This window comes from Pseudomonas sputi, assembly GCF_021603585.1.
Lineage (GTDB): Bacteria > Pseudomonadota > Gammaproteobacteria > Pseudomonadales > Pseudomonadaceae > Aquipseudomonas > Aquipseudomonas sputi.
The window spans coordinates 331,756-347,339 of sequence record NZ_BQHI01000005.1; the positions used below are offsets into that span (position 1 = coordinate 331,756).

Annotated in this window: 13 protein-coding genes; 3 read left to right on the forward strand and 10 right to left on the reverse strand. The window is 60.3% G+C overall.

Annotation, left to right across the window (positions count from 1 at the left end; translation table 11 throughout):
- Positions 1-60: 60 nt before the first annotated feature.
- The 10 genes from L6D81_RS10235 to L6D81_RS10280 form a co-directional block, all read right to left on the reverse strand.
- Positions 61-1,632 (reverse strand): SpoVR family protein, encoded by a 1,572-nt coding sequence (locus L6D81_RS10235; protein ID WP_011336213.1) that lies wholly within the window; start codon positions 1,630-1,632, stop codon positions 61-63.
- On the reverse strand, positions 1,629-2,900 hold the full coding sequence (locus tag L6D81_RS10240) for a YeaH/YhbH family protein (RefSeq protein ID WP_064599841.1): 1,272 nt from the start codon (positions 2,898-2,900) through the stop codon (positions 1,629-1,631). The genes L6D81_RS10235 and L6D81_RS10240 overlap by 4 nt, the downstream gene beginning before the upstream one ends.
- Before the next feature lie 205 nt (positions 2,901-3,105).
- On the reverse strand, positions 3,106-5,028 hold the full coding sequence (locus L6D81_RS10245; protein WP_236178952.1) for a PrkA family serine protein kinase: 1,923 nt from the start codon (positions 5,026-5,028) through the stop codon (positions 3,106-3,108).
- 296 nt (positions 5,029-5,324) lie between these two features.
- On the reverse strand, positions 5,325-5,654 hold the full coding sequence (gene glpE, locus L6D81_RS10250; protein ID WP_102619787.1) for a thiosulfate sulfurtransferase GlpE: 330 nt from the start codon (positions 5,652-5,654) through the stop codon (positions 5,325-5,327).
- Between the two features lie 33 nt (positions 5,655-5,687).
- On the reverse strand, positions 5,688-6,569 hold the full coding sequence (locus L6D81_RS10255; protein WP_236178953.1) for a symmetrical bis(5'-nucleosyl)-tetraphosphatase: 882 nt from the start codon (positions 6,567-6,569) through the stop codon (positions 5,688-5,690).
- Entirely contained in the window at positions 6,569-6,949 is a 381-nt protein-coding gene (apaG, locus tag L6D81_RS10260; RefSeq protein WP_236178954.1) for a Co2+/Mg2+ efflux protein ApaG, read from the reverse strand. Before apaG ends, L6D81_RS10255 begins: the two co-directional genes overlap by 1 nt.
- A 116-nt stretch (positions 6,950-7,065) precedes the next feature.
- Entirely contained in the window at positions 7,066-7,884 is an 819-nt protein-coding gene (rsmA, locus tag L6D81_RS10265) for a 16S rRNA (adenine(1518)-N(6)/adenine(1519)-N(6))-dimethyltransferase RsmA (RefSeq protein WP_236178955.1), read from the reverse strand.
- Positions 7,881-8,870 carry a 4-hydroxythreonine-4-phosphate dehydrogenase PdxA gene (gene pdxA, locus L6D81_RS10270; protein ID WP_236178956.1) on the reverse strand — a complete coding sequence of 330 codons (990 nt, stop codon included), beginning with the start codon at positions 8,868-8,870 and terminating at the stop codon, positions 7,881-7,883. Before pdxA ends, rsmA begins: the two co-directional genes overlap by 4 nt.
- Positions 8,867-10,183, reverse strand: coding sequence for a peptidylprolyl isomerase SurA (gene surA / locus L6D81_RS10275; RefSeq protein ID WP_236178957.1), 1,317 nt, complete (start codon positions 10,181-10,183; stop codon positions 8,867-8,869). The genes pdxA and surA overlap by 4 nt, the downstream gene beginning before the upstream one ends.
- Positions 10,164-12,962 (reverse strand): LPS-assembly protein LptD, encoded by a 2,799-nt coding sequence (locus L6D81_RS10280; RefSeq protein WP_236178958.1) that lies wholly within the window; start codon positions 12,960-12,962, stop codon positions 10,164-10,166. The genes surA and L6D81_RS10280 overlap by 20 nt, the downstream gene beginning before the upstream one ends.
- Positions 12,963-13,092: 130 nt before the next feature.
- On the opposite strand from L6D81_RS10280, the gene L6D81_RS10285 reads away from it, so the two are divergent.
- From L6D81_RS10285 to L6D81_RS10295, 3 genes are read left to right on the forward strand one after another with little or no spacing between them, the layout of a single operon-like run.
- On the forward strand, positions 13,093-14,112 hold the full coding sequence (locus L6D81_RS10285; RefSeq protein ID WP_236178959.1) for an aminoglycoside phosphotransferase family protein: 1,020 nt from the start codon (positions 13,093-13,095) through the stop codon (positions 14,110-14,112).
- Complete coding sequence (gene murU / locus L6D81_RS10290; RefSeq protein WP_236178960.1) at positions 14,109-14,780, forward strand: N-acetylmuramate alpha-1-phosphate uridylyltransferase MurU; 672 nt, start codon at positions 14,109-14,111, stop codon at positions 14,778-14,780. Before L6D81_RS10285 ends, murU begins: the two co-directional genes overlap by 4 nt.
- Position 14,781: 1 nt before the next feature.
- Positions 14,782-15,549, forward strand: a complete 768-nt coding sequence (locus tag L6D81_RS10295; RefSeq protein WP_236178961.1) for a TerB family tellurite resistance protein — start codon at positions 14,782-14,784, stop codon at positions 15,547-15,549.
- The last annotated feature ends 35 nt before the right edge of the window (positions 15,550-15,584 follow it).

The following is a 15,584-nucleotide window of genomic DNA, read 5'->3' on the forward strand; positions in this document are numbered from 1 at the left end:
GAACCTCCGTAGGCCCGACAGGATAACCCTTGCGCCGGATTTTCGGAGGTCTGAACGGGATCAAAGATGAATGACGGCCAGGTCAAGTCGACCGTAATCCCCCTCGCTGTGTTCGCTGCGGGGCGGAACATGGTGGGTTTTCATAATCTGATCACCTTGCAGGGTTTCCAGGTGGATGTCGAAACCCCACAGCCGGTGCAGGTGTTTAAGGACCTCCTCAGTGGAGTCGCCGAGGGGTTTGCGGTCGTGTTGCTGATGGCGCAGAGTCAACGAGCGGTCACCGCGGCGATCGATGCTGTAGATCTGTACGTTGGGTTCGCGGTTGCCCAGGTTGTATTGGGCCGCGAGCGTTTCGCGAATGATCCGGTAACCGCCCTCGTCATGGATCGCCGGTACCAGCAGATCGTCCTTCTGGTCGTCATCGAGGATGCTGAACAGTTTCAGGTCGCGGATTACTTTGGGTGACAGGTACTGCAGGATGAAACTCTCATCCTTGAAGCTGCTCATGGCGAACTTGATGGTCGATAGCCAATCGCTGCCGGCGATTTCCGGAAACCAGCGGCGGTCTTCTTCCGTGGGCTCTTCGCACATGCGCCGGATGTCGCGGTACATCGCAAAGCCCAGTGCATAGGGGTTGATGCCGTTGTAGTAAGGGCTGTCGAACCCCGGCTGGAACACCACGCTGGTGTGGGACGTCAGGAACTCCATCATGAAGCCGTCCGTCACCAGGCCTTCGTCGTACAGGTCGTTCATCAGCGTGTAGTGCCAGAACGTCGCCCAGCCTTCGTTCATCACCTGGGTCTGGCGCTGCGGATAGAAATACTGGGCGATCTTGCGCACGATCCGCACGATCTCGCGCTGCCAGGGTTCCAGCAGCGGGGCGTGTTTCTCGATGAAATACAGGATGTTTTCCTGTGGTTCGGCCGGAAAGCGTGCGTTGTCCTTGTCACTGTATTTGTCCGCGCCTTTGGGAATGGTGCGCCACAGGTCGTTGATCTGCTTCTGCAGGTGTTCTTCACGATCCTTCTGCCGACGCCGCTCTTCCTCGGCGGAAATCGGGTACGGACGTTTGTAGCGGTCGACACCGTAGTTCATCAGGGCGTGGCAGGAGTCGAGCAGATCCTCCACGGCATCAATCCCGTGGCGCTCTTCGCACTGCATGATGTACTGCTTGGCGAACACCAGGTAATCGATGATCGAACTGGCATCGGTCCAGGTGCGGAACAAATAGTTGCCCTTGAAGAAGCTGTTATGGCCGTAGCAGGCATGCGCAACCACCAGGGCCTGCATGCAGATGGTGTTTTCCTCCATCAGGTAAGCGATGCACGGATCCGAGTTGATCACGATTTCGTACGCCAGCCCCATCTGCCCGCGGCTGTAGGATTTCTCGGTGCTGAGGAAATGCTTGCCGTAGGACCAATGGTGATAGCCCAGCGGCATGCCGACCGAAGCATAGGCGTCCATCATCTGTTCGGCGGTGATCACTTCGATCTGGTTGGGATAGGTATCCAGGGCATAGCGGGCCGCGATACGGGCGATTTCGCGGTCGTAGGTCTGGATCAGCTCGAATGTCCATTCCGAGCCGGTGGAAATGGGTTGGCGCTTCTGCTCTTTGGCGGTCTTGGCGGTCATGTCACTAACCTGCGCTGGAAGAGTTCACGGAAGACCGGATAGATATCCCCGGCCGAGACCAGTTGTTGCTGGGCAAAAGTGTCGGAAAAGGCTTCGGCGATGCGCTCGTACTCGTACCACAAGGCCTGATGTTCGCGCGGGGTGATCTCAACGTAAGTGTAGTACTGCACGAACGGCATGATCTGGTTGATCAGGATGTCGCGGCAGATCGGCGAGTCGTCGTTCCAGTTGTCGCCGTCGGAAGCCTGGGCGGCGTAGATGTTCCACTCGTTGCTCGGGTAGCGCTCGGCCATGATCTCCTGCATCAGTTTCAGGGCGCTGGAAACAATGGTGCCGCCGGTTTCGCGGGAATAGAAAAATTCCTCTTCGTCCACTTCCCGGGCGCTGGTGTGGTGGCGGATGAACACCACGTCGATCTTGTCGTAGTTCCGCTTGAGGAACAGGTACAACAGGATGAAAAAACGCTTGGCGATGTCCTTGGTCGCCTGGGTCATGGAGCCGGAAACGTCCATCAGGCAGAACATCACCGCTTTGGAGCTCGGATTGGGTTGTTTGACCAGCAGGTTGTATTTCAAATCGAAGGTATCGAGAAACGGCACGCGATGGATGCGCGCACTGAGTCGCTCGATTTCTGCTTCAAGATCCTGGATATCGCCGAAATTGTCCGGCTCTTCCCGTTTCAGCCGAGCCAACTCTTCTTTGGCTTCGCGCAGTTTGGCGCGGCTGCTGCCCGACAATGCAATGCGCCTGGCATGGGCCGAGCGCAGGGTGCGGATGATGTTGATACGCGACGGATTACCTTCGTTGCTGATCCCGGCGCGTACAGTTTTGAAGGTGTCGGTGCCGGTGAGGTTGCGCTTGACCAGGTTGGGCAGCTCGAGATCCTCGAACATGAATTCGAGGAATTCTTCCTGGGTGATCTGAAAGACGAACTCGTCCATGCCTTCGCCGGAGTTGCCGGCCTTGCCCGGTCCACGGCCACCACCGCCTCCCGGCGGACGGGCAATGTGTTCGCCGGCGGTGAATTCCTTGTTGCCGGGATGAACCACGGTCTGCTTGCCGCCGCGACCATGGTGAAGCACCGGTTCGTCGATATCGCGACCGGGAATGCTGATCTGCTCACCGTGCTCCATGTCGGTAATGGAGCGCCGGCTGACCGCCTCTTCGACGGCCTTCTTGATGTGGTCACGGTAACGCCGCAGGAAGCGCTGACGGTTCACCGTGCTCTTGTTCTTGCCGTTGAGACGTCGGTCGATCACATAGCTCATGACTGCTCCTTAGAAGCTGTCCTGCAAAGGGGTGAGCGGTCATGCAGCATTGAACCGAATGCCAAGGGACGTACACGCTCCCCCAAGCGCTTTGGGTGCTGCCTGAACCTCGCTACCGCCTTTCGAACATCTTCCAGAGGCCTGTGTAGCAGAAAATGCGCGCACAGGCCTCGGACTGACGACAACCGGTCTGGCCGGTCGCGGGTTACTGTGATTTTCTGACCCGCAGATACCACTCGGAGAGCAGTCGTACCTGTTTGTCGGTGTAGCCGCGTTCGACCATTCGTGTAACGAAGTCGTTGTGTTTCTGTTGATCCTCTTTGCTGGCCTTGGCATTGAAGCTGATGACTGGCAGCAGGTCTTCGGTGTTCGAGAACATTTTCTTCTCGATGACCACCCGCAGTTTTTCGTAGCTGAGCCAGGTCGGATTCTTGCCGTTGTTGTTGGCCCGGGCACGCAACACAAAGTTGACGATCTCGTTGCGAAAATCCTTCGGATTGCTGATGCCGGCCGGTTTTTCGATCTTTTCCAGCTCCTCGTTGAGGGCGACGCGGTTGAGGATCTCGCCGGTTTCCGGATCGCGGTATTCCTGATCCTGAATCCAGAAGTCCGCATACAGCACGTAGCGGTCGAAGATGTTCTGGCCGTACTCGCTGTAAGACTCGAGGTAGGCGGTCTGGATCTCCTTGCCGATGAATTCGATATAACGCGGCGCCAGGTACTCTTTCAGGTAGCGCAGATAGCGCTCGCGGGTTTCGGCCTGGAACTGTTCCTGTTCGATCTGCTGCTCCAGCACATAAAGCAGGTGTACCGGGTTGGCGGCAATTTCGTGCGGATCGAAGTTGAAGACCTTGGACAGGATCTTGAACGCGAACCGGGTCGACAGACCGTTCATGCCTTCGTCGACGCCCGCTGCATCGCGGTATTCCTGGATCGACTTGGCCTTCGGATCGGTGTCCTTGAGATTTTCGCCGTCATACACGCGCATCTTGGAGTAGATGTTGGAGTTTTCCGGCTCTTTGAGACGTGACAGCACGGTGAACTGCGCCAGCATCTTCAGGGTGTCCGGCGCGCAATGGGCCTTGGACAGGGAGCTGTTGAACAGCAGCTTGTCGTAGATCTTCACTTCGTCGCTGACCCGCAGGCAGTACGGCACCTTGACGATGTAGATCCGGTCGATGAACGCCTCGTTGTTCTTGTTGTTGCGGAAGGTGTGCCACTCCGATTCGTTGGAGTGGGCCAGCAGGATCCCGGTGAACGGAATCGCGCCGAGGCCTTCGGTACTGTTGTAGTTGCCTTCCTGAGTGGCGGTCAGCAATGGGTGGAGCACCTTGATCGGTGCCTTGAACATTTCGACGAATTCCATCAGGCCCTGGTTGGCCCGGCACAGCGCACCGGAGTAGCTGTAGGCATCGGCGTCGTTCTGCGGGAATTCTTCGAGTTTGCGGATATCGACCTTGCCCACCAGCGCGGAGATGTCCTGGTTGTTTTCATCACCCGGTTCGGTCTTGGCCACGGCGATCTGGTTGAGGATCGACGGGTACAGCTTGACCACGCGGAACTGGCTGATGTCGCCGCCGAATTCGGCCAGGCGCTTGGTGGCCCATGGCGACATGATGGTGTTCAGGTAGCGCCGTGGGATGCCGAAGTCTTCCTCGAGGATTGCGCCATCTTCGGTGGCGTTGAACAGGCCCAGAGGCGATTCGAATACCGGCGAGCCCTTGATGGCATAGAAGGGCACTTTTTCCATCAGTTGTTTCAGCTTCTCGGCCAGGGACGATTTACCACCGCCGACAGGGCCGAGCAGATAGAGGATCTGTTTCTTCTCTTCCAGGCCCTGAGCGGCATGGCGGAAATACGACACGATCTGGTCGATGCATTCTTCCATCCCGTGGAAGTCTTCAAAGGCCGGATAGCGGCGGATCACCTTGTTGGAAAAGATTCGCGACAGCCTCGAGTTGGTCGAGGTGTCGAGCAGTTCCGGTTCGCCGATGGCCATTAACAGACGCTCGGCGGCGGAAACGTAGGCACTGCGATCCTCTTTGCACAGTTCCAGGTACTCCTGCAGGGAGAGTTCTTCCTGGCGTGTGGACTCGAAGCGTTGTTGGAAGTGGCTAAAGATACTCATGACGTCACCTCGCTCGATACGTGGAGCCGACGCCGGATCACTCAGTCGATGCTGGCAGCAGCCGCGATGGCAGCTGTTGTTTACCCCCCAGAACCCTTCCACGATCGACAATCGCGAAAGTTACTCCCGATGACCCGTGCGCCGGTGTACCGGCTCTCCCCTGTTTTGGATGGCCTGGGCTTAAGGATAGTTGGGAATTCGGGAGGTAAAGGCGAGATACGTAATTATGTGTGCCAAGACCGTTCGTCTGCCGGCGCAGGCCCGCGGAAGCCGGGGCCTGCACGTTACAAAAAAAATTATTCGGAGATGCCTTGCGCGGTTTCCGAAGGAAAAGTCGTACGCCACAGTTCGAAGCCGCCGTCCATGCTGTAGACGTCGGAGAAGCCCTGGCTCACGAGATACGCGGCGGCACCCTGGCTCGAGTTACCGTGGTAGCAGACCACGACGGTCGGGGCATCGAGGTCGGCGCCCTGAATGAAAGCATGCAGGGAATGATTGTCCAGATGCTTCGAGCCGCTGATGTGCAGTGCGGCAAATGTTGCCGGGTCACGGACGTCGACGACCACGGCGCCTTGCTCGCGCAGGGCCTGGGCCTGTTCAGGGGGGATACGTTTGAATTCGCTCATGGCGGGCTCCTGTGGCTCGGCTGAAAACGCAGTCTAGCGCGGGGCGCTGACGGGAGAAGATTCGGTGATCAGTGGCGCGACGGTGGGCAGGACGGCCCCGTGTTCGTCGCATTTGCATGACAGGCGTTCGCCGCTGTCGACATTCATCAGGGTCAGGCTGCCGCCCCACACACAACCGGTGTCGAGGGCTGAAATGCCTGGCTCGAGCACGTTGCCTTCCAGCGCCGCCCAGTGACCGAAGATGATCCGCAGGCCACGGGTCTTGCGCTCCTTGTGCTGGAACCAGGGCTTGTAGCCCGGCGGTGCGGTGTCGACGCCTTCCTTGCTCTTGAGGTCGAGCTTGCCTTCGGCGGTGCAAAAACGCATGCGGGTGAAGTAATTGGTGATGACCCGCAGGCGTGTCACGCCTTTGAGGTCGCTGTCCCATTTCGCCGGGTCGTTGCCGTACATGCCGTCGAGGTAGGCGGGGAACAGATTGTCGTCGCGCAGGGCTGTTTCAACTTCGGCGGCGCACTTCAGGGCGCGCCGCAGGGACCATTGCGGTGGAATGCCCGCATGCACCATGGCCACTTCGCGCTGCTCGTCGTAGTGCATGAGTTTCTGCTGGCGCAGCCATTCCATCAGTTCGGCACAGTCGGGCGCTTCAAGAATTTCACGCAGGGTGTCGGACTTCTTCATGCGCTCGATGTTTTTCGCTGCTGCCAGCAAGTGCAGGTCATGGTTACCGAGCACGCACACCAGCGAGTCGCGCATGCCATAAAGGAAGCGCAGCGTTTCCAGTGACTGCGGGCCACGGTTGACCAGATCGCCCACCAGCCACAGGCGATCCAGCGCTGGGTCGAACGCAACCTGCCTGAGCAGGCATTTGAGCGGTTCGAGGCAGCCTTGCAGGTCGCCGACGGCATACGTCGCCATCAGTGCAGGGCTCCGGGAACGGCGAGGCGGAAGGGCTTGATGATCGCGTCGAAATGCTTGCCGTCGTCGGCGACCATTTCGTAAGAGCCCTGCATGGTGCCGACCTTGGTGGTCATCACCGTGCCGCTGCTGTAGGTGTGACTCTTGCCGACGCCGATCAACGGTTGCTGGCCGACCACGCCGGCGCCCCGCACTTCTTCGACATGTCCGTCGCCATCGGTGATGACCCAGTGGCGCGACATCAGGCGGGCCGGTTGCTCGCCATTGTTCTGCACAGTGATGGTGTAGGCGAAGGCAAAACGCTCGTGCTCGGGTTGCGATTGGTCTGCTAGATAGTGGGTAACGACACTGACATCGACCTGGTAGCGGGGATCGGACATGCAAAAGGCCTTAAAAGCGAAGCGGGACGCGGGGCGTAGCTGATTGGGATTCAGTCTAGGCAAGTATCGGGCAGTAGACCAGAGTTGGCGTCCCGCCCGATAGCGATCATTGCCGGTCAGTCGGCGTCAGGTGCTTTCGCCGGCTGCTCGGCGAGCTGGTCTGCAAGACGCACGAACGCGGCGAGGTCGAGCTGTTCGGGACGCAGGCTGCCATCGACGCCGGCAGCTTCGATCTCGGCGTTGCTCAGCAATTGCTTGAGGGTGTTGCGCAGGGTCTTGCGACGCTGGTTGAAGGCTTCGCGTACCACGCGTTCGAGCAGGCGATGATCCTTGGCCGGATGCGGCAGCACCGCATGCGGCACCAGGCGCACGATCGCCGAGTCGACCTTCGGCGGCGGATTGAATGCGCCAGGACCGACGTTGAACAGGTGTTCGACCCGGCAGTGGTACTGAACCATGATCGACAGACGACCCCAATCGCCGCCACCGGGGCCTGCGGCCAGACGCTCGACCACTTCCTTCTGCAGCATGAAGTGCATGTCGCGGATGATGCCGGCGTTGTTCAGCAGGTGGAAAATCAGCGGCGTGGAGATGTTGTACGGCAGGTTGCCGACCACGCGCAGGCTGTTGGGTGCAGCGTTCAGGCTGTTGAAGTCGAACTTCAGTGCATCGCCCTGATGCAGGTTGAAATTGCTCTTGCCGGCAAACTGCTGGTTGAGGATCGGGATCAGGTCCTTGTCCAGCTCCACCACGTCCAGCTGTGCGCCGGAATTGAGGATGCCGGCGGTCAATGCGCCCTGGCCCGGGCCGATTTCCAGCATGCGGTCGCCGGCCTTGGCACTGATGGAGCGCAGGATGCGGTCGATGACGCCGGCATCGTGCAGGAAGTTCTGGCCAAAGCGTTTGCGCGCCTTGTGTTGGTATTGCTCGGTCATAAACGGGTCTCGGCCATCTGGTAGGCGGTTTCCAGAGCGACTTGCAGGCTGCCGGTGTCGATCCTGCCGCTGCCGGCCAGATCCAGGGCGGTGCCGTGGTCGACCGAGGTGCGGATGATCGGCAGGCCCAGGGTCACGTTGACTGCAGCGCCAAAGCCTTTGTACTTGAGCACGGGCAGGCCCTGGTCGTGGTACATCGCCAGCACCGCGTCGCAGTGCTCCAGATATTTGGGGGTAAACAGAGTGTCGGCAGGCAGCGGGCCACGAAGGTCCATGCCCTCGCCGCGCAGGCGCTCCAATGTGGGTTCGATGATGTCGATTTCTTCATGGCCCAGGTGTCCGCCTTCACCGGCGTGCGGGTTGAGCCCGCAGACCAGGATGCGCGGTTGGGCGATGCCGAATTTTTGTTGCAGATCGGCGTGCAGAATCCGCGTGACCCGTTCCAGCCGCTCCGGCGTAATCGCATCGGCGATGTCGCGCAAGGGCAGGTGAGTGGTGACCAGTGCCACGCGCAAACCGCGGGTGGCGAGCATCATCACCACTTGGGCGGTGTGGGTCAGGTCGGCGAGAAATTCGGTGTGACCGGAAAACGCGATGCCCGATTCGTTGATCACGCCCTTGTGAACCGGGGCGGTGATCATCCCGGCGAAATCGCCGTTCAGACAGCCATTGCCGGCGCGGGTCAGGGTCTCAAGAACGAAAGCGGCGTTGGCCTTGTCCAGTTGCCCGGCGACCACGGGGGCGCTGAGCGGGGTGTCCCAGACATACAGGCTGTTGGCGGGCGCCGGAGCGTCCGGCCAGTGGTCAGGCGCCACTTCCAGCAGGCTGACGGCCAGCCCCAGTTGCGCGGCCCGCTCTTGGAGCAGGTCGCGGCTGGTGATGGCAATCAGGGGGTGTGGCTGGGCTTGCGAGGCAAGCAGCAGGCACAGGTCGGGACCGATGCCGGCCGGTTCGCCGGGTGTCAGCGCGAAACGCTTGGGTTTCACTGCGCTGCCTGGTCTGCACCAGGGAGTTTGATCTCTACGTACGCTTCGTCACGGATCTGACGCAGCCAGGTTTGCAGCTCTTCGTCGTATTTGCGGTTACGCAGTACGGTCATCGCTTGCTGCTCACGGGCCTGTTCGGTGCTGTCGGTGGCGCGACGGCCAAGGACTTCCAGAACGTGCCAGCCGTATTGGGTCTGGAACGGCTTGGACAGCTGACCCTGTGGGGACTTGGCCATCACGGCGCGGAATTCCGGTACCAGTGCGTTCGGGTCGATCCAGTTCAGGTCGCCGCCGTTGAGGGCAGAACCCGGGTCTTCCGAGTACTTCTTGGCCAGTTCGGCGAAATCTTCACCGGCTTCGATGCGGTTGTAGAGCGACTGAGCCAGTTCCTTGGTCTTGGCTTCGTCGCGAACCGGACTTGGCTTGACCAGGATGTGGCGCACATGCACTTCGTCGCGCATCTGGCTCTCGCCACCACGCTTTTCCAGCAGCTTCAGGATGATGAAGCCGCCTGGAGTGCGTGCCGGTTGAGTGATGTCGCCAGCCGTCATGCTGCTCAGTTCACGGTCGAACGGCGGTGGCAGTTGAGCGGCTTTGCGCCAGCCCATGTCGCCGCCTTCCAGCGCGTTGTCACTGGCGGAGTTGGCCACGGCCATCTGGCCGAAGTCAGCACCTTGCTTGAGTTGCTGGTAAACCTCCATCGCCTTGCGTGCAGCGCTCTGAATCGCTTCGGAGTTGGCGCTTTCCGGGGTCGGGATCAGGATGTTGGCCAGGTGCAGCTCTTCGGACAGTTGCATCTTGCCCAGGTCGGAGGCGAGGAAGTTCTTCACTTCCTGTTCCGACACCTGAATGCGCTCGGCCACGCGGCGCTGGCGCACACGGCTGATGATCATTTCTCGGCGGATCTGCTCGCGAGCGTCCTCATAGGACAGGCCATCGCGGGACAGGGCGATGCGGAACTGCTCCGGGGTCATGTTGTTGCGCTGGGCAATGGTACCGACCGCCTGGTTCAGCTCCTCATCGGTGATGCGGATACCGGAGCGTTCGCCGATCTGCAGTTGCAGGTTCTCGATGATCAGGCGCTCGAGCACCTGTTGATCCAGTACGCCCGGAGGCGGCAGACCGCCGCCGCGCTTGGCGATGGTTTGCTGAACTTCGTGGACGCGTTGATCCAGCTGGCTCTGCATGACCACGTCGTTGTCGACGATGGCCACCACTTTATCGATAGGCTGTACCGCGGCGTTGGCTGCGGTACCCAGGAACAGCGCGCCCAGCATCAGCGGGCGCAGACAATCAGAAAGCTTGGTCTTCACGTTGACGATAACCTTGGATGCCTTTGTCGAGGAAGCTCTCTACCTTGGCGCCGGTGAGGCCGCCGAGTCCCTTCAGAACAATTTGGAGGAAGACGCCGTGGTCGCCTTTTTCGTTTTCCGGGGCGTTCTGACTGAATTCGTCATAGCTGACCCAGTAACGGTTGATCAGGCGCAGTTTCCAGCAGCAGTTGTCATATTCGAAACCACCGAAGGCTTCCAGCGTGCGATTGCGGTTGTAGTCGTACTGCCAGCGGCTGATCGCGCTCCACTGCGGAACGATCGGCCAGATGACCGAGAAGTCATGTTGCTGGATCTTGTAGTAGTCCTTCACGTAGCCAGGCTGGCCAGGCGTGCCGTAGTCACCACCGCCCACGGCCCATTTACCGGTGTTCTGGTCGTAGCGGACCTGGTCGTTGCGATAGCGATAGCCGACGTTGACCACCTTGTTCGGGTTGTCTTCCGGCTGGTAGTGGAACATCGCGCTGCCGGAACGCGGGCTGCGGCTGTCCGGATCCCAGTTGTAGTCGGCCGTGGTGCGCCAGTCGCGGTTCCAGCGGTATTCGTATTCCAGCGCGTACGGCGAAACGTTGGCGTGTGCGTCATCGCGTGTTTTGGCGTCGATGCCTGGCAGTTGAACTTCACGATCCTTGAAGTACAGAGCCTGGCCGACACTGATGCGTTGACGCTCGAACCCGTCGTCTTCGATCCAGCGGCTGGTCACGCCCAGCGACAGCTTGTTCTCGTCGCCGACACGGTCGGCACCCGAGAAACGGTTGTCACGGAAAAGCGAGGCGTAGTTAAAGGTGTATTCGCTGGTGTCGAATACCGGAATGTCTTCCTGATCCACCTCAGGTACATAGAGGTAGAAGAGGCGTGGCTCCAGGGTCTGGCGGTAATTTTTGCCAAAGAACGAGGTGTTGCGATCGAAGTACAGGCCGCTGTCGATACTGGCGATCGGTACACCGCGGCTCTGGTTGCTGTCGAACTTGCCGTTGAGCTTTTGTTGCTCGGCAGTCAAGGTATCGATCTGCGACTTGCCGGTGCCGTCCAGATCCAGCTGGTACTGGGTGTACTGATACTTGAGCGATGGCTTCAGGAAGCCATAGGTCCAGTTCATCGGCAGGCTGACGCCTGGTTTCAGATTCAGACGGTCGCCGTTGGCACGAGCCAGGCCGAACACGTTGTTATCGAGGCGGCGCTCGATCGTCCCGTCCTCGTTGACGAAATTGCCGTCCTTCAGATCGCGGTCAAACCGAACAAGCTCGGTCTCGTAATCGAAGTTCAGACCTTCCGGATGATACGGCAGCTGACCATTGAAGGTGATCTGCGGCAGGCGGTCATACGGGGTGATGTTCGACACGGTTGCCAGTTGGTACGCCTGGGCGTTCAAGCGAGCGGTGTAGCTGTCGCCACGATAGGTGACCGAGCCCTGCTGGTTCACGAAGTCGGCACTCTTCACGCCGATCTGATCAGTCTGTAGATCCTGGAAGTAGTACGGGTCGCTGATCTTGGTGTAGTCAACCTGGGTGAGCACGCGGGAGTCGAGACCGCCCTTGTGTTGCCAGTTGTACATGTAGCGATTCTTTTGGTAGTCGGTCTGCTTACTGCGCTCGGTTTCCTCGTCGTTGAGGTACGCCGCACCGAACTGGCCTTCGCTGGACTTGGTGAGGTAGCGGAACTCGCCTTCCATCAGCAGGCCGCGCTTGCCCATGTAGCGCGGGTACAACGTGGCGTCGTAGTTCGGTGCCAGGTTGAAGTAGTACGGGGTCACCAGCATGAAGCCGGTGTCGCTGCCGGTGCCGATGGTCGGCGGCAGGAAGCCCGACTGGCGACGGTCGTCGATCGGGAAGTAGATGTACGGGGTATACAGGATCGGAATGTCCTTGACCCGCAGCGTCACGTTGGTCGCGGTACCGAAGCCGGTGGCAGGGTTCAGGGTGATGTTGTTGCCCTTGAGCTGCCAGGCGTTGCTGTTCGGTTCGCACGTGGTGTACGTGCCGTCCTTCAGACGGATGATCGCGTTTTCGGCACGCTTGGCGTACAGCGCGTTACCGCGGATGCGCGACTTGTGCATGACGTATTCGGCGTTGTCGACCTTGGCTTCGCCGGTGTCGAGCTGCACATCGGCGTGGTCGCCGACGATCAGCGCACCGTTGTCGCGAATGCGCACGTTGCCCGCCAGTTCGCCACGGCTTTCGGCCTGATACAGGTTGGCCTCGTCGGCTTCGACCTGCATGCTGCCCTGACGCATGACCACATCACCGGCCAGGCTCGCGACCTGCGAATCCTGCTGATAACGCGACGCCTTGGCGCCGATGAAGGTCGGGGCGTCACTTTTATTCGTCTTGTCATTCATGCCAGGACGAATTGGTTCGATATAGGAACCAGAGCAGTAAGGACCGGTCTCGGCCAGTTGGGCGGCGGTGAGCTTCTCGCGCGGAACCCAGTCGAGGTGACTGTAGTCTTCGCTACGGGATTTCAGGCCACGGCCCTTGGACTCGGTAACCAGTACCGGCTTGGGCCCGGACTCCGCGGTGGAGCCGCTCTCGGCCGAGGCTTCGCCAGCGGCGCTGACGGCACTGCCGTCATGCACGGGGCGCGGCGGCAAGGCAGCGGCCGGCGTCTTCGGCGAGCAGGCCCAGCCACCCGTTGCCGAGACGGCGCAGTCATACTGCTCGGCGGCAACAACGAATGAACTGGCCAGAGGTTGCATAGCCAGCAGACTGCCGGTTACCAACAACGGAAATTTTTTACGAAACGCGGGGGATTTCAATGCCATCTTATTAGTCCGGGCTTCCTGCGTGCCATCTGCCCGCGGTGTGGGCCGCACGCCTCTCGATGGTCTGAAAAAGATGCTGGATAATAAAGCATGACCCGCTTGACGGCTAGCGCCGTCGGAGACCCTTGCAATGCCTGATCAAGATGTACGCTTGCAACACCTGAAAGTTTGGCTCGATGAACAGTTGGAAACCCTTTTTGCAGATCAGGGCTGGGGCGCCGTACCCCCGGCCACGTTGACCGCGGCCAGCAGCGACGCGAGTTTTCGCCGGTATTTCCGTTGGGAGGGCGCGGGTCGCAGCTTCGTCGTGATGGACGCGCCACCGCCTCAGGAAAACTGCAAACCCTTCGTGGATATCGCCTTTTTGCTGGCGAAATCCGGCATCAACGTGCCGAAAATTTATGCCGAAGACCTCGAGCGCGGGTTTCTTTTGCTCAATGACCTGGGCAACAAGACCTATCTGGACGTGATCGACAGCGAAAATGCCGACGCGTTATTCAGCGATGCCCTGCAAGCGCTGCTGGCTTTTCAGCAGTTGCCGATGGTGGCACCGCTGCCGAGCTATGACGTCGCGTTGTTGCGCCGCGAGCTGGAACTGTTTCCCGAGTGGTACGTGAAACGCGAACTGGGCGTCGAGTTTGATGCCACCCAACAGCAGCAGTGGCAAAAGGTCAGCGATCTGCTGATCGACAGCGCCCTGGCCCAGCCGAAAGTGCTGGTGCACCGCGACTACATGCCGCGCAACCTGATGCTCAGCGAGCCGAATCCCGGTGTGCTGGATTTTCAGGACGCCGTGTACGGCCCGGTGACCTACGACGTGACCTGCCTGTTCAAGGACGCGTTCCTCAGCTGGCCTGAAGAACGTGTGCGCGGCTGGCTGGAAAGCTACTGGCAGCAGGCGTCGGCGCTGACCATCCCGGTGCAGCCGGACTTCGAAGAGTTCCTGAGTGCCAGCGACCTGATGGGCGTGCAGCGTCATCTGAAAGTCATCGGCATCTTCGCCCGCATCTGCCATCGCGATGGCAAGCCGCGTTACCTCGGTGATGTACCGCGTTTCTTCTCTTATATAGAAGCGGTCATCGCTCGCCGTCCCGAGTTGGCGGATCTGCAGGCACTGCTCGCCAGCCTGCGTGGTGGAGTGACGGCATGAAGGCAATGATTCTGGCGGCGGGCAAAGGCGAGCGCATGCGCCCGCTGACCCTGACCACCCCCAAGCCGCTGGTGCGGGCCGGTGGCGTGCCATTGATTGAATATCACCTGCGTGCCCTGGCAGCGGCCGGTTTTAACGAGATCGTGATCAACCATGCCTGGCTCGGACAGCAGATCGAAGATCATCTGGGCGATGGTTCGCGGTTCGGCGTGTCGATCCAGTACTCGCCGGAGGGCGAGCCACTGGAAACCGGCGGCGGAATTTTTCGCGCCTTGCCGCTGTTGGGTGACGACGCGTTCCTGGTGGTCAACGGCGACATCTGGACCGATTACGACTTCAGCGTTTTGCATCAGCCGATCACCGGCCTGGCGCATCTGGTGCTGGCGGACAACCCGGCCCATCACCCGACAGGGGATTTCACCATGACCGAGGGTCAGGTACGTGATGGCCAGGCCGAGGCGGCGACTCTGACCTACAGCGGCATCGCCGTACTGCATCCGCAGTTGTTCGACGGCTGCGCCGACGGTGCCTTCAAACTGGCGCCGCTGCTGCGTAAAGCCATGGGGGATGGTCAGGTGACCGGCGAGCGGCTGAAGGGCCACTGGGTCGATGTCGGTACCCACGAGCGTCTGGCCGAAGCCGAAGCCTTGATAGAAGCGAGTCGCTGATATGTTGTGGCCAGGGACTCTGATTGGAGCCGGAGCGGGTTTTGCTATCGCCAGCATTCCGGGGGCCATGCTTGGGGCTTTGTTGGGGCAGGCGCTGGATCGGCGCCTGCATTTGCAGAGCTGGGGGCACTTGCGGGAAAAACTCGGTGGGCGACCGATGCTGCGCAACGACGAATTGTTGTTCGTGTTGCTCGGGCGTCTGGCCAAGAGCGACGGGCGGGTCACGGACGGTCATATCCAGCAGGCGCGTCAGGAGATGCGTTCGCTGGAAATGAGCGAGCCGGCACAGCGCCGGGCGATTGCTGCGTTCAACCGCGGCAAGTCCGGCAACGACAATCTGCGCGGTTACCTGCGTCGGTTGAGCGCTCAACCCCATGCGGCCGAAGGCGTGTTGCGTGCCTGCTGGCGAATGGTCTTCGCCGATGGTCGGGCCGGCGTCAGCGAGCGGGAACTGCTGGCACAGTGGGGCAAGTGGCTGGGCTGGACGACACACCAGATACAGGCGCTGGCTACGGATTACGAGCCGCACAAGCGTCCGATCGTCAGCGCGGCGGTCAGCTATCAGGAGGCGATGCGCCTGCTCGGTGTGTCGGCCACCAGCGAACCGGCGCAGATCAAGCGTGCCTATCGACGGCTGCTCAGTCGGCATCACCCGGACAAGGTGGCCGGGACGGGCGCAACGCCAGCGCAGGTGCGTGAGGCCACCGAGAGAACCCGCGAATTGCACAATGCCTACACCTTGATTCGCGAACGGCGGGATTTTCGCTAGGCATAAAAAATCGCAGCGTTGAGCTGCGATTTTTT